This window comes from Pseudomonas sp. Eqa60, from assembly GCF_018326405.1.
In the GTDB taxonomy this organism is placed as follows: domain Bacteria; phylum Pseudomonadota; class Gammaproteobacteria; order Pseudomonadales; family Pseudomonadaceae; genus Aquipseudomonas; species Aquipseudomonas protegens.
On the sequence record NZ_AP024342.1, the window covers coordinates 5,640,033 to 5,654,034 of the forward strand.

Genomic DNA, 14,002 nt, shown 5'->3' on the forward strand with positions numbered 1-14,002 from the left:
AGAGTATCTACCAGCCTCTCAGACCCAGAGAAACCGGCCACTTGGCCGGTTTTTTTGTGCCTGTCTGTTTATCCCTGTCTCCCCTTATCCGTTGTATCCCTGTATCCCTGCTTGTATCCTGAGAAAAATACCGAACTTTGGGATACAAGGATGAAACGCGCAGACATCAAGCGCCGCCCTCTCGCTGACACGACACTTGCGGGATTGGAGCCGGAATCAAAGGAATACCGGGAGCTGGACGGAAACGGCCTCTACTTCAGGGTTAAACCTGATGGTGGTAAATCCTGGCAGCTCCGCTACAAACGTCCGGCGGGCAATTGGGCTTGGATGGGGCTAGGGGGTTATCCGGAAGTGAGTGGTGCGTTGGCGCGGGACAAAGCTGCCGAACTACGCAAGGTAGTTAGCAGCGGGGCCGATCCTCTCGAACAGAAACGCTCTGCCAAAGCTGCCATTGACGCTGCCAGGACTAGGACCTTCCGAGCTGCTGCGGAAGCTTGGCTTAAGGCCAAAGAAGGAAAGGGCCTCGCGCCCTCCACTCTTAACAAAATCCGCACTTACCTCGATAAGGACATTCTCCCGGCATTGGGAGATAAGCCCCTCGACGAAATCACCCGTACCGACTGCGCAGACCTCCAGGCATCCCTCGAAGCGCGAAACGCACACAACGTGGCGGAAAAGTGTCGCACCTGGATCAATCAGATCTTCGGCCGAGCCATCGGCTTAGGGCTCACCGAAAACGATCCGGGCAGCCGCCTCCGTGACATTGCAGCCCAAGCCCCCAAGACTCAGCAGCATCCACACCTGCTGGAACCTGAGCTGGCTGAATTCCTCCACGCACTCAAAAACACACCAAGCAGACTGACAGCCCGCACCGCCGCTTGGCTTTGTGTCTGGACAGCATCGCGCCCTGGCATGGTCCGCTTGGCTGAGTGGAAAGAGTTCGACCTTGAGAAAGCTATTTGGACGACACCTGCTGCCAAGATGAAGATGCGTCGGGATTTTGTATGCCCCCTTCCCCATCAAGCTGTTACCGCTTTGAAAGATCTGCACTGCTTAACAGGGCGGAGTCGCTGGCTTTTCCCCGGCGTAGGAGCCAAGAACCCAACTATTAGTGAAAACACAATCAACAAAGTCTTCGCCACCATCGGCTACAAGGGTCGCCTTGTTGGACACGGTACTCGGCACACCGCAAGCACGTTGCTTCGAGAACATGGCTGGCCGAAGGAGCATGTTGAAGCGCAGCTGGCTCACAAAGAGGAAGGCATCTCAGGGGTATACAACAAGGCCCAATACCTTGAGCAACGCGTAACGATGATGCAGTGGTATGCCGATCATCTTGATGGACTTGCAGCTGGCAATGTAGTGCAAGCCGAGTTTGGAAAGGCGGTATGAGATCACTTATCCAGGCTATCTCTAAAACCGGTGTAACGGGTGTTACTCGTGTAACGATCCTATCCAAACCATTGAAAAAATTAGATTTTTTTAAAGTTACACCGAATCCGAGCTCAACAAACTCCGCGTGTAACGCTGCTGACGTGTGTAACTGTCATCGAACCACAAGCCCCCTGCTGGCAGCTGTTTTGCCAGATACACCTCGCTGGGGCAGTACGCACGGTACGGGGCGAGGGGTATCTTAATGAACAGGAATCTTGGCACCGAAGCTTTAGAGCTTGAGATTGCCGGAGTAGACGTTGGCTGCCTGCTTTGGGATCTTGACGAGGTCGAACTCGCTGTCCGTGAGTTGGCGCTATACAGCCAATTCTCCGAGCACTTCCGTGATGCGTTTACCTGCATCCACAATGCAACATCGTTCTGGCTCGCGGACGGCCAATACGCTGACTGTGCTGAATCAGCGACAAAGACAATGTTTCGACTTCGCGACCCTATTGAAGAGCGTTTCTACTTTTCCGAACCGACCTCACTGCCCAGAGTCGTTCGCCGCTTCCTTGGCATTGATCATCCCGCAAGCGACACGCAACTCGTAGCGACTTATGCGCTTATTCAAGCGGTGCAGGCGGTAAAAGTCCTTGCGAACTGGCTATTCGACCTAGAACGCTCCCTCTACGATCTGGATCTAGATCTGGTGGAGCAGATCAGACAGACCGACCCCAAACAATACCTCCTCCTCATTCAGAGAGAACGAAAGCGAAAGAGCGACTTCGAAATCGAGGCACGAGAGGCGTTTGCTGATTTCAATGGCGAGGCCTCCAAGATTTTGATGCTTGCTTCACTTTATCAACAAGCGGATTGGGCGGACATTTCGCGCAATGACTTTAGCGCATCAGGTTTTCTGCGAAAAGCGCTGGAAAAGGCTTTTGCCGCAAAAGCGTCGGAAAAGGGCAAAGCGGCCGGAAAGGCTAACGCCAAGCCAGGCACAATCAAACAAGAGAACACCAAAAAGCTTTTTGAGGACATAAGCAAAGCGGCAAAAAGCCAAATCTCTTCCAACCCCAACATAACGGAAACCGAATTAGTCAAAGCGCTAGTCGACCTGGGCAAGGCATCAGCCCCGACCGTTAGAAAATACCTGAGAAAAGGTAAATTTCTCCCTAGATAAATTTTCGCTGTACCGACGAAAAGCAAACCATGTTTGCTTTTTTTTCGTCTTTTAGTCTGCGCCTGTCTCTCACCTTACAGGCACGACTATGTCTAACTCCCGCGCATCAACAATCAACCAAATTCCTTATCGCGACCCCGCGACAACCTTGATCAGAATCTCTGAAGTCATGGCTATCGTTGGCCTGGCACGCCCCACTATTTACAAGCTAATGCAGTGCCCAAAGAGCGGCTTTCCACGCCCTGTAAAACTGAGCACAAGCACCGCACGCGGAGCGCCAGTGGCGTGGGTTCTTTCCGAAATCCAAGCATGGGCACGCAGCCGCATTGAGGCGCGTGATCAGGTGGCCGCATGAATCGCAAAATCGCAGAGAAAGCTTTGATGCATCCGTTTTCAGTGCTGCGTCAAATCGGGTTCTCACCTCGCCTTATGCAGCGCCTCGAGCGGTATCGCAGCAAGCAGGACAAGTTAGGTCGCGTGGTCAGCGTGCTCAGCTGGGCCGACGGCACCTGGTGCGCCCTATCCCTCCATTGCGAAAAGACCGGGGCTGTTGTTGTCGACGAGGGCCAGCAGGTCGACGCCTACGAAGACGCCCGCTCCATGCTCAGCGGCGGATTTCTGCCCCTTCTCTCCCTGCGCTGGGAAGCTCACGCTTGAAATGAAAACGCCTCCGGGGGCGATCCGGAGGCGTTGAGGTCAATCTACATGCCCGAACAATTTATGCCGCACCTGAAAAATCCGCAAGCCATCAGCGCAGTTGCACTTTCGAAACACGGACGTTACTCTCTGGCCGTCGCTGCAAATTCAGCGACCGGGTTTGACGGCCCGATCAACAATAGGCGCACAGGCGCCCCCCATTACGATTGCAGGCGCTTTTTTTGTGCCCGCATTCCTGTTTATGGTGGCTGTGCGTGGGAGACCTTCGGGTCTGCCGGGTTCCTATTGTCCCGGTCCGTCAACCTGCGCACAGCTACCACCCTAATTCGTTTGACGGCGGACGGTGGTAGCTCCTCAACAATAGGAGTTTCACCACATGCACGCCCTCAATCCGTCCAAAATTCGCGCCACTGCACACCGTGCAATGGCTCTCGCCGCTTTACACGCCAATTCCAGCCTCGCTACACGCCTCTCCCGCTACAACGCTCACATGGCCAAAGCCCGCGCACTCGAAACCGCAGGCGGTGCCCAATGAACAACGCCCTGGGTTTTGCCCTGCCCGAAGATCTGCTCTGCGTGAATCCGAGCGCGGAAGCCGGCGTTCCTATCGACGCCATCACCTGCGCGATTGACCGTGCTGACTCGGTGCTGACCCTACTTGAGGATCACTTCGAAAACGAATCCTCGCGCCTTGCCAATCACGTGATTGCCGCCGTCCTCTGGGACGTGCGCGGCACCCTCGGGTTGATCAAAACGCTGGCCATGCACGGTGACACCACTTCGTCGCCTGCGGTGCAGAAAGGCGGTGCGCTATGAGCATTTCCACCACACCGGGCCACGCTACCTTTTCTCGCGTTAATGCCACCGACCTCAAGCTGTTTCGCGTCAACGCCGGTGTGCCAGTCGAAGACGCACTGGAGATGGTGTCATTGCTGCAGCATCACGCGAACCAGCTCATTTTCGATGCGGCCATGAGTGACCACGGCGAGCGTTTCAGTTGGCCCGCCTTGTACCTGGGCGAGATGGCCAAAGCACTGATCGACGACATCAACGATGCGCTGTTTTTGCCGAGGGCTGACACATGAGCCAACGACCGAACAGCACCGCGAAACGCCCAAACTTCGCCGACGTGAAAGCCGCCTCGCTGAAAGACATTGATCGTGTCTTGTCGCATTGGCTGCCCAACGGCAAGCGTGTGGACGGCGGCAAGGAATACACCGCTCCTAACCCGACTCGCAGCGACAAGCGTGCGGGTTCGCTCAAGGTCAATTTGAGCAAGGGCACCTGGGCGGATTTTGCCACCGGCGACAAAGGCGGCGACCTGATCGATCTGGTGCGCTATCTCGACGGCGGCACCGACGTTGAAGCCTGCCACAAACTGGCGGACTGGCTGAACGTCGCGCCCGGCGCCGCCAAGGTTAAGGCCGCCCCGTGCAAGCCCAAGGCAGCAACATGGAACGCCATCCAGCCGATCCCGACCGAGGCCATGAACAAGTGCCCGGCCAAGCACCGTGATCACGGTGTGCCGTCCAAGGTCTGGATCTACCGCGACGCACAGGGTCACCCACTCATGGCGCTGTATCGCTTCGACCTCGGCCCGGATGAAGACGGCAAGCCGAAGAAGGTCTTTGCGCCCCTGACGTGGTGTCAGCGCACCGATAGCCAAACCCAGCAATGGCGCTGGCAGGGTCTGCAGGATCCGCGTCCGCTGCTGCGCCTTGATGAACTGGCCCAGCGCGCTGACGCACCGGTGGTTCTGTGCGAAGGCGAGAAAGCGGCCGATGCCGCCGCCGAGCTGTTGCCGACCTACGTCGCCACCTGCTGGCCGAATGGCTCAAACTCCTGGCACAAAGCCGACCTGACGCCGCTCAAGGGACGAGACGTTGTGTTGTGGCCGGACAACGACGACAGCGGTAAAGCCTGCATGGCTATCGTTGCCGAAAAGCTGCGTGAAATCGGCGCCGCTTCGGTCCGGGTCATCGCGCTGGAGGTGTTCAAACGCAAGCCGACGCTGAAAAACGACCGCGCCGTGTTTGCCAAGGGTGGTCAATGGGATGACGGCGACGATGCCGCCGATGCACTCTCCAAAGGCTGGACCGCCGACCACTTCGTCGTACTGCAAAGCAACGGCGAACTGTTCGGCGTGATCGAAGAAAAACCGGTAGTTGCCCCGGTAGAACCCAAGCAGGAACCGGAGCCAGAAGCGAAACCCAAAGCAGCAGCCAAGCGCCCGGCAAAATCGAAAAACGACTTGATGCCCGGTGGCTTTCGCCTGACGCCCGAAGGTGTGTTTTATGCCGGCGACGACGGTGAAGCACGCCCGGTGTGTTCGCCGCTGGCAATCCTTGCGCGTACCCGTGACGAAAAGGGCCACAACTGGGGCTTGCTGGTCGAATTCGACGACCCCGACGGCACCAAGAAACGCTGGAACATCCCGGCACGCACCATGACCGGCGACTTCGGCAAGGACGTGCTCGGCCCGTTGGTGGACATGGGGTTGCGTCTGGCAGGCAGTCGCTCGGGGCGCAACGCACGCAACGATTTGCAGAGTTACCTCGGCGGCTTCGACAGCGCGCAACGTGCGCGACTTGTCACCCGTTTGGGTTGGCATGACAACGCCTTTCTGTTGCCCGAGCAACAGGTCGGCATGCACGCGGAACACCTGCACTTCTACGAGGCCGGCGCGCAGCTTCCGCCGATCAGCGAAGCGGGCACGTTGGAACAATGGCAACAGCAAATCGGTGCGCTGTGCATCGGCAACCACCGTTTGGCGTTTGTCGTCGGTGTGGCCTTCGCCGGCCCCCTGCTACACATGCTCGGCCACGAATCGGGCGGCTTTCACCTGTACGGTGACAGCTCCGGCGGCAAGACCACTCACCTGCAAGTAGCCGCCTCGATCTACGGCGGGCCGCGTCTGGTGCGCTCGTGGCGGTCGACCGACAACGCGCTGGAGTCAATCGCTGCCGCGCATTCCGACGGGCTTCTGGTGCTCGATGAAATCGGCATGTGTGATGCCCGCATCATCGGCGAGACGGTGTACATGCTGGGCAACGGCACCGGTAAGGCTCGGGCCAATGATCGAGGCCAAGCAGGCCGGCAGGTGCAGGAATGGCGTCTGCTGTTTCTCTCAACCGGCGAGAAGACCTTGGCCCAGCACATGGCCGAAGCCAACAAGGAACTGAAAGCCGGTATGGAGGTGCGAATGCTCGCCGTCCCGGCCGATGCCAGCAAAGGCCTTGGTATGTTCGACACGCTCAACGGTTTCGAGGATGCCGCCGCCCTATCCGACGCACTCAAGGCCCGTGTGGCGAACTACTACGGCACGCCGCTGACCGCGTTCTTGACCGCGCTGTGTGAACCCGGCAAGCGCCACGGCTGGGCGGCAATCCTGCGCCGCACGCTGGAAGGCTTTATTGCCAAGTCGCTCCCTGCGTCCGCGAGTGGACAGGCACACCGTGCCGCTGCTCGCTTCGGCCTCGCCGCCGCAGCAGGCGAGCTGGCCACCGCGATGGGCATCACCGGCTGGCCGGACGGCACGGCCACCACCGCCGCTCGGGTGTGCTTAAACGCATGGCTCCACGAGCGCGGCGGCGCCGGAAACTTCGAGGGCGATGCGATCTTGGCGCGGCTGCGCCAGGTCATCGAGCGTTTTGGTGAAAGCCGTTTCACACGCTGGGAATCGGCAGCGGCCAAGATCGACGAACACGGCCCGCGCACTATTGACCGCCTGGGCTTTCGCAAGACGCTGGAGCACGGCATGGGCGACACCATGCACACCACCAACACCTATTACGTGCTGACCGAGGCGTGGCGCTCGGAGATCTTCCGAGGCATGAACCTCACGGCGGTGAACAAGGAACTGTTGCAACGCGGCGTGCTGGAACCGAGCAGCGACGGCAAGGCGTCGAGTCTGGTGCGGCTACCCGGCCTCGGGCAGCAACGCTGCTACATCGTGAAGGCTATTCCAGGACCGGATGACGGCGAGGCTCGGGCTGCCTGAGGGCATCTCCGCTGATCGAGGTAGCGCCGGCTTATTCCCGGCCTCGCCAGCCACTCATTCAACCCAAACCCATTTTCTAGGAACAAGACAGATGAACGAATTCCAAACTTCCACCGAACAACACGAACTGCTGGCCAGTGATCCAGATGGCCATGAAACAGGGCTCTCATTGCCCGTAGCAGCCACCGGCGAAGTAATCGGCGTATGTGAAAAGAAGCGAGTGTTGATGGGCGAAATCGAAGAGTGGACCAGCCACCGCGATAGCCTGCTGAGGGAGGCAGCGGAGCACTACGTGCAAATAGCTCCATTGGAAGCGCTCTTGGAAAACGAGGACGAACTCGATGCAGATCGACTGCATGAAATTCGAAAACAGTACAACACCCTCAAAATTCCTTACGACTCCTGCAAGACACGCGCTAGTTACGCAGACGCTCGAATTCGACGACGCGAACAGCTAGTCAATCATGAAACCCTGATGGCGGGCTACGTCGAATCGATGACGAACTGGAAAACCGACGAACAGGAGCTCAACGAGAAACGCGACAGCCTCAGCACCCGCTTGGCCCAGATCCAGCAGCAGGCAGAAGAGGACATAGCCAAGGCTCGGCAAGCCGAAACCGATGCAGCGACCGCTTATGCACAAGCCGTGGCCTGGGGCGACACCGAGGGCGAGAAAACCGCCAACGCCGACGCCCAGAAGGCTGCAAAGAATCTGGCGACTGCGAGCGAACAGCATCGCCGGCAGCTTCTGATTATTGCCGCGCTGGAGCAGGAACTCGTCATCGTGGATCAACACATCGACGAGGCGCGGAAAGAGCACAAAACCATCGAACGAAGGGCGTTGCTCTTGGCGCAGACTGTTCTCGAGGAACAGTGGAACGAGAAAGCTCAAGAGTTGCTGGAAATGGGAGGCAAGCTCTGGTCTGCCATCAATCTCGTTGGCGGCGACCAAATCAGTCTCAGGAAATTGGTACTTCCTGAAGAAGGCGAAAATTTCCGCAACTGGACCAGCTCCGATTTGTGGAATCGCGCCTCCAAATACTCAATCCAAGAAGTTCTCGCGTTGTAATGCGCTGAGCCACCGAAACAGCTTACGCAGGTAGGCTGTTTAACCTCCACAGGTTACAAAATGATCATTCAATTTGACCTTAGAAACACCCCCAACTGGAAAGACCTACTGAATGCACGAATAGTCTCCTTAAAGGAAATGCTGGAATTCGCGGACAAACCTCGCATAAAAACGAAAGTCGAGACTCTCACCGTGAAATTGATAAAAGCAGAGATCATCAGCATCCGAGAGTATCTTAAACTGTCAGAATAGCGCTGAACTTGTGAGCCGCATGAACATTCAAACTGTCATCAAACAAATGTAGGAATCAAACATGTCCAAACTTGCCGAATACCGCCAGCTCGAAAAGCACCTCGCCGAACAGCTTCAGGCTTTGGAAGCACTGAAGAGCGATGGCGCGCTGAAAAAAGAGATCGAGTTCGAAACCAAGCTGCGCGAGTTGCTCAACCAATACGGCTTCAGCCTCAAGCACATCATCAACCTGCTGGATCCGCAAAGCACGAAGCGCGCTTCAACACCAGCGGCGGCACCTGGCAAGCGTAAGCCTCGCGCTCTGAAGGTCTACAAGAACCCGCACACCGGCGAAGTGGTCGAAACCAAAGGCGGCAATCACAAGACGCTGAAAGAGTGGAAAACCAAGCACGGTGCCGACGAAGTTGAAAGCTGGGTGAAGAAATAACGCAGCTTGAATAAAAGGCCTCTCAGAGGCCTTTTCTTTTGTTGATCACATCCTTCGCGCCTGCGACCTCACCATCTAAGAATCGCTACCATCAGCAAAAGGAGTCAACGTTGTGGACACAATGAGCAGACGTGAAATTGACGACCTGTTGTCTTGGCGCCTCCCGCAATGCGCTATCACCTGCTCGATACATGCCGACCATAGTCTATCTGTCGAAGTGATCGCCCCCCGACCAGCTACAATTCACCATAGCGAACATTGATCGCTCCAACGCAGCTCTACCCATCTTGGCTAATGCTAGGTGCCTTGCCCTACTCCCTCGACTGCTTTCCTGTAGTTCGCTGCAGCCTTCTCGATCATCACTCTGCGTTCCTCACGGGTGATGAAGCCTTCCGCGAAGTATTACTCTGCCCTCCCAACTGATAGAAACGAGCTGCTCCTGGCTGCTCTCGACGATTTTTTCTCGACGACCGCGTCTGCCCACTAGCCGCCGCTCACGGACGTCTGCTTTCGGCCAGAAGCGGACATCGGCAAGCGACCGCTGTCGGCCAAAAGCAGTCTCAGTCTTTCTTTCCTTTGGGGAGTTACACTTTCCAGCCATCTAAGGTATTGAAAAAAAATCATCGCTGGCTCGAAAGTATCGAAAATTTGTGCTAGGAATAGCAAATGGCCACGCAGCACTTCAGGCGCTGTTAATTAATCGTGGGGAGAACCAATGAAGTACAGGGAAAGTAATTTAGATAAGAAATTACGAAATTGGTTCTGTAAGGATAATACCAAAGCCCTGCTTCGGAGCATTCAAATCTCAACTGGCGGCATTCGCGGGCTAACATCATTCAAGGTGAGTCTCGACTATCCTATAACTGCGTTTGCCGGAGTTAATGGATCCGGAAAGTCAACTATGTTGGCGCTCGCTGCTTGTGCCTATCATAACAAGCCGGATGGTTTCAAACTTCCTAAGCGCAGTAGGAGCTATTACACTTTTTCTGATTTTTTTGTGCAGCACTCAGAAGAAATTGCTCCTCCTGGCGTAGAGATTTGGTATAGCTTTGCTCACAACAATTGGAAAAGTTCACCTGAAGGAATCGCGTCGCAAATAAGAAAGAAAAAAGCAGGTGGAAAGTGGAACGACTATGACACCAGAATAAAAAGGACGGTAGTGTTTTTGGGAATTGAACGAATTGTCCCTCACGCCGAACGCAGTCAGTCAAGATCTTATTCACGATCCTTTAAAGATTTGAGGGTTCACGGCTGGGAGCAGAAGGTTAAAGACGCTGTTGGTTATATCCTTGGTAAACGTTACGATGATTACCGACAGCTAGAATATAGAAAGTACGGTCTTCCGATTGTTAAAGTTGGTGATGTGGTTTACTCTGGTTTCAATATGGGTGCAGGTGAAAATGCGCTGTTTGATATTTTTTCTACCATATATGCTTCTGGCGAGGGAGCTTTACTGGTTCTCGATGAAATTGAGCTTGGCCTACATGCAAGAGCCCAAAGGTTGTTTATGGAGCGCTTGAAAGAAGTATGCATGAGTACGGGAACTCAGGTTGTATGCACAACACATTCAAAACAAATATTTCAATGCTTGCCTGACGATGCTAGGTTTTTTATTGAGAGGACAGGGTCTAAGACAAAAATAACTCCTGGTGTATCAGCGGAGTTTGCCTTCTCAAAAATGGGAGCTATTGGCGAGAAAGAACTTGAGATATTTGTTGAGGATCCAGTCGCAAAAGTTATCATTGAAACAATTTTAGATGGAAGTTCACGCAGTCGGATAAATATCACTCGAATAGGCTCCGCCGCCGCTGTAGCTCGCCAGTTAGCTGCAAATTTTTTGAGAGATGAGCATGCGAATATATTAGCTGTATACGATGCAGATCAGAAAAAATTGCAGTCGAAGAATATCGAACATGCCAAAAGCATGGCAGAGAGGAAAGATGCTGAGATTAATAACTGGTTGGTTTCACGCACAAGTTATCTACCAGGCGACACATGGCCAGAAGCCTGGCTTTTGCAAAAATGCAGCGAGATCCCGCACGAACTAGGGATTGAGCTAGGCGTTGAAGGTCAGCGAGCTACCGAAATCGTGGAATACGCATTGCAGGCAGGCAAGCATGAAGAATTTGTCGAAGTGGGTGAGCAAGTAAATCTAGACCCTGAACGCTGTTTAATACTTGTGTGCGGTATTGTTTTTAAAAATTTTCCTGAGGAATTCGACGGCTTAAAAAGTAAGATATCAAACATGTTGCCTTAAGCCTTATTACCGGGAAGCTCGAAAAAATCGATTGGTAATATGTCTGCTTTTGGCCGACTGCCGTCGCTCGTGATAGCGGCAGTCATCAGGAGCGTACAAATACGGTTCTTAGGTGCACAACCCAGCCACTGGGCCAATAGCAATGACTCGAGTACAGTAGCACTAATGATATTCCACAATTATGGTAGTGGTTCAGATGACAAGTGCTCATACAGATCAAGATCTGCAGCGATTTAAAATGGCCACCACTGCTGTTCAGCAAAGCCTGATGCGGCACTCAGTGACTCTGCTTATCTGGGACCTTGATGCCGATCAGCCAAAGGACATAGGAAGCGCAACATGCATCGAACTGCAAGGTGTTCGCTACCTCTTAACTGCAGCACACGTGGTGATCGATGATCAGGGGCAGCACCTAGACTCGCGTGCGATCGCAGTGTTGTTCAGCAAGGATGGCAACACGAAAAACATTTTCATCCAACGGATTCTATCGGTCGGTGGAGGGGAGCGCGATCCTCTCGACATTGCATTGCTCGAACTGACTCCAGAAGGGGGAGACCAAATCGCGACATGCAGAGAGTTTCTTGCCGAGACGCGCATTCTCCATGGGGTCTCAGCAGATGAATCACGGCTTTTTGCTGTCTATGGCGCACCGAGCGCCTGGTCGCGGGCATCAATGGTTAATAAAACAGTCGGCGCAGGGACTATGTGTTACGTCACGAATTCTTGCGATCCATTTCCCTCTCATCTGAATCCGGCGCACGACATTGCGCTCGAGTACAACATGACGTCGAACATCTCGCCGTCCCAAGAAGGAACCGTTGAAGCTCCGGAGCCGCCGGGCCTCAGCGGCGGTGGCATTTGGCTAATTACTGAATCACGAGAGGGGTTGTTCTGGACCCCAAGTGAATCTAAATTGGTCGGAGTTCAGAATCGCTGGCGGCAGAGCGCCGGATATGTTCGAGGAACTCAAGTGCAGTTCGCTGTCTCTCTTTTGAATGACGCCGGTCCATGTGCCATCTAGACCTCGTTGGATAGAGAAGCTTTGCCCCACAAGTAATGAGTGAATCGCCCCCTAATTTCCCAGACTCCATTCGGAAGTCCGCTTTTGGCCGAAAGCTGACGGCCAGAAGCGGACCGTAGACAGGTAGCCGCGGAGGTCTCTACGCTGATCGATCTGGTGACAGCACACCACTAAAAAGGAGCAGTCATGTTGGTAGTTTCCATTGATCGAGATAGCGTTCATGCGGGGGATGATTTGGAAAGCCATGCAATGTCGATCACACTCGATCCATCAGCCACACTGCGCACCTTAATCGAAGTGATACAAGATATGGACTACCTACCTCGTATCAGTGGTGGCAAGGCGACTTGGGTTGTTTATTCATCTGGCAAACCATTAGGTGTTTTTGCCCAGCAATGGCCAGAACCTAATTTGACCGTGCCCCCCGAGAGCATCGTGGATCAACATTTCGGAAATATCGAGCCTCGCCTACTGTTCAGATATTGGTGTCAGGCAGATCCGGATGAGATCTTTTCGGATATTAAGGCCGGAAATGAGCTGCCATCACGATTTTAGGGCTGGCAGGTGGCATTGCTGTCGATCAATGCGGTTCAGATGACTGCTATGGGTCGTTTTCAGCCTGTTACCATCGAAGGCTTTTGGACTGAGATCTCACCTTTAAGTGACGGTCTGATCATTTTTCGTAGAAACTTTTTTAACCTTATCTAATAGCCCATTCAACGACTCGAACATTTCAACCATGTGATTCATATCGCCCGACTTAGAATTCAGCGCATCGGGCCATTTTATCTCCTCCGCCAAAACTTTTAGAATTTGAATTTTTGACTCGGCCATGCCCTCAGCCCCCTCGACGGAGAACTCTTTAATTGCATAATATGACAACATATAACGATCAAATACGGACTTGGCCTTCATGAACTGAACCGATGAATCAATAAAGCTTCGATACTGCCTCAAAAACCAAGCCGCCAAAAACTCCACGACAAGAAATGTGAGGGAACAAGAGATTACGCCATATATCAGCGGCTTGTTAACTCCCCAAATGTGAGCAACTAATTGCCAAACAAAAATCGACGCAACATAGAAATATATACCGCGACGCAAATACATTGTGCCTGTATCCAATAGTTTGGAAGCTTTCTTGTCAGACGTCTCAATGTGCATGTCGAGAGATTTAGTTAACCTATTAATGTAATACTCAATAGCGCTTGACTGATGAAACTCCGCCTTGGGAATATCTGCGGCCACTTCTTCCTGCGTATTATTTGCCCCGCTGTCCCTTGATGTTTTAAATTTCAGAAACTCCTGTCTAAGTTCGGACAGTCTTAGGTCAATTTTGCTTGAGCTAGCGCGCTCATCTATGTCCACAAAACTTGAAGGCAGGGGCTTGTTATTAACAAACATTTGATAATGCAAAACGACAAACAAAACCGCTCCAATCCCAAGCCCGGTCACGACGACCAAAGTTTTGTAGTCAAAGGAACCCCATATTCTTTGCAGGATGTCAGACTCAAAGTCACTCGGAAATGTTATCAAAAAAATCGACAAGAACATAGCAAGTATAGTTGCAATTAGATACTGCATGCTCTTATAAAGCTTTAGTTTTTTGGCCTGTTTACTTGGAGCCCATTTATAAACAATTTCATCCGGGCTTTTTAAGAAGGAACCTTCAGCGTCTAAGGAATCGTTAGGCTGATATCTATACCCGTGAGCATTTCCACTGTGAGACTCGTTATTCATGCGATTGGCGCTCCTTGCATCG

The 14,002-nt window shown here is 53.5% G+C and carries 13 protein-coding genes; 12 read left to right on the forward strand and 1 reads right to left on the reverse strand.

What is annotated here, in order from left to right; all coding sequences use genetic code 11:
- Positions 1 to 150 precede the first annotated feature (150 nt).
- The 12 genes from KI242_RS25430 to KI242_RS25485 all read left to right on the forward strand — a co-directional run bounded on the left by KI242_RS25430 (position 151) and on the right by KI242_RS25485 (position 12,795).
- Positions 151 to 1,392, forward strand: a complete 1,242-nt coding sequence (locus tag KI242_RS25430; RefSeq protein WP_212805640.1) for a tyrosine-type recombinase/integrase — start codon at positions 151 to 153, stop codon at positions 1,390 to 1,392.
- A gap of 244 nt (positions 1,393 to 1,636) precedes the next feature.
- Complete coding sequence (locus KI242_RS25435; RefSeq protein WP_212805641.1) at positions 1,637 to 2,557, forward strand: hypothetical protein; 921 nt, start codon at positions 1,637 to 1,639, stop codon at positions 2,555 to 2,557.
- A gap of 88 nt (positions 2,558 to 2,645) precedes the next feature.
- Positions 2,646 to 2,912: an AlpA family phage regulatory protein gene (locus KI242_RS25440; protein WP_085655305.1), complete on the forward strand. Its 267-nt coding sequence runs from the start codon at positions 2,646 to 2,648 to the stop codon at positions 2,910 to 2,912.
- Entirely contained in the window at positions 2,909 to 3,214 is a 306-nt protein-coding gene (locus KI242_RS25445; protein WP_212805642.1) for a hypothetical protein, read from the forward strand. Before KI242_RS25440 ends, KI242_RS25445 begins: the two co-directional genes overlap by 4 nt.
- A 531-nt stretch (positions 3,215 to 3,745) precedes the next feature.
- Complete coding sequence (locus KI242_RS25450) at positions 3,746 to 4,030, forward strand: hypothetical protein (RefSeq protein WP_212805643.1); 285 nt, start codon at positions 3,746 to 3,748, stop codon at positions 4,028 to 4,030.
- Positions 4,027 to 4,299 carry a DUF3077 domain-containing protein gene (locus KI242_RS25455; RefSeq protein ID WP_212805644.1) on the forward strand — a complete coding sequence of 91 codons (273 nt, stop codon included), beginning with the start codon at positions 4,027 to 4,029 and terminating at the stop codon, positions 4,297 to 4,299. The genes KI242_RS25450 and KI242_RS25455 overlap by 4 nt, the downstream gene beginning before the upstream one ends.
- Positions 4,296 to 7,214: a DUF927 domain-containing protein gene (locus tag KI242_RS25460; RefSeq protein WP_212805645.1), complete on the forward strand. Its 2,919-nt coding sequence runs from the start codon at positions 4,296 to 4,298 to the stop codon at positions 7,212 to 7,214. The genes KI242_RS25455 and KI242_RS25460 overlap by 4 nt, the downstream gene beginning before the upstream one ends.
- A 226-nt stretch (positions 7,215 to 7,440) precedes the next feature.
- Entirely contained in the window at positions 7,441 to 8,283 is an 843-nt protein-coding gene (locus KI242_RS25465; RefSeq protein WP_212806401.1) for a chromosome segregation protein SMC, read from the forward strand.
- A 313-nt stretch (positions 8,284 to 8,596) separates the two neighbouring features.
- Complete coding sequence (locus KI242_RS25470) at positions 8,597 to 8,962, forward strand: histone-like nucleoid-structuring protein, MvaT/MvaU family (RefSeq protein WP_085606863.1); 366 nt, start codon at positions 8,597 to 8,599, stop codon at positions 8,960 to 8,962.
- A 715-nt stretch (positions 8,963 to 9,677) separates the two neighbouring features.
- Positions 9,678 to 11,219, forward strand: coding sequence for an AAA family ATPase (locus KI242_RS25475; RefSeq protein ID WP_212805646.1), 1,542 nt, complete (start codon positions 9,678 to 9,680; stop codon positions 11,217 to 11,219).
- 196 nt (positions 11,220 to 11,415) lie between these two features.
- Positions 11,416 to 12,240 (forward strand): hypothetical protein, encoded by an 825-nt coding sequence (locus KI242_RS25480; RefSeq protein ID WP_212805647.1) that lies wholly within the window; start codon positions 11,416 to 11,418, stop codon positions 12,238 to 12,240.
- A gap of 186 nt (positions 12,241 to 12,426) precedes the next feature.
- Positions 12,427 to 12,795 carry a hypothetical protein gene (locus tag KI242_RS25485; protein ID WP_212805648.1) on the forward strand — a complete coding sequence of 123 codons (369 nt, stop codon included), beginning with the start codon at positions 12,427 to 12,429 and terminating at the stop codon, positions 12,793 to 12,795.
- A gap of 102 nt (positions 12,796 to 12,897) precedes the next feature.
- Here KI242_RS25485 and KI242_RS25490 read toward each other — a convergent pair whose 3' ends face one another.
- Positions 12,898 to 13,980, reverse strand: coding sequence for a hypothetical protein (locus KI242_RS25490; RefSeq protein WP_212805649.1), 1,083 nt, complete (start codon positions 13,978 to 13,980; stop codon positions 12,898 to 12,900).
- Positions 13,981 to 14,002 lie beyond the last annotated feature (22 nt).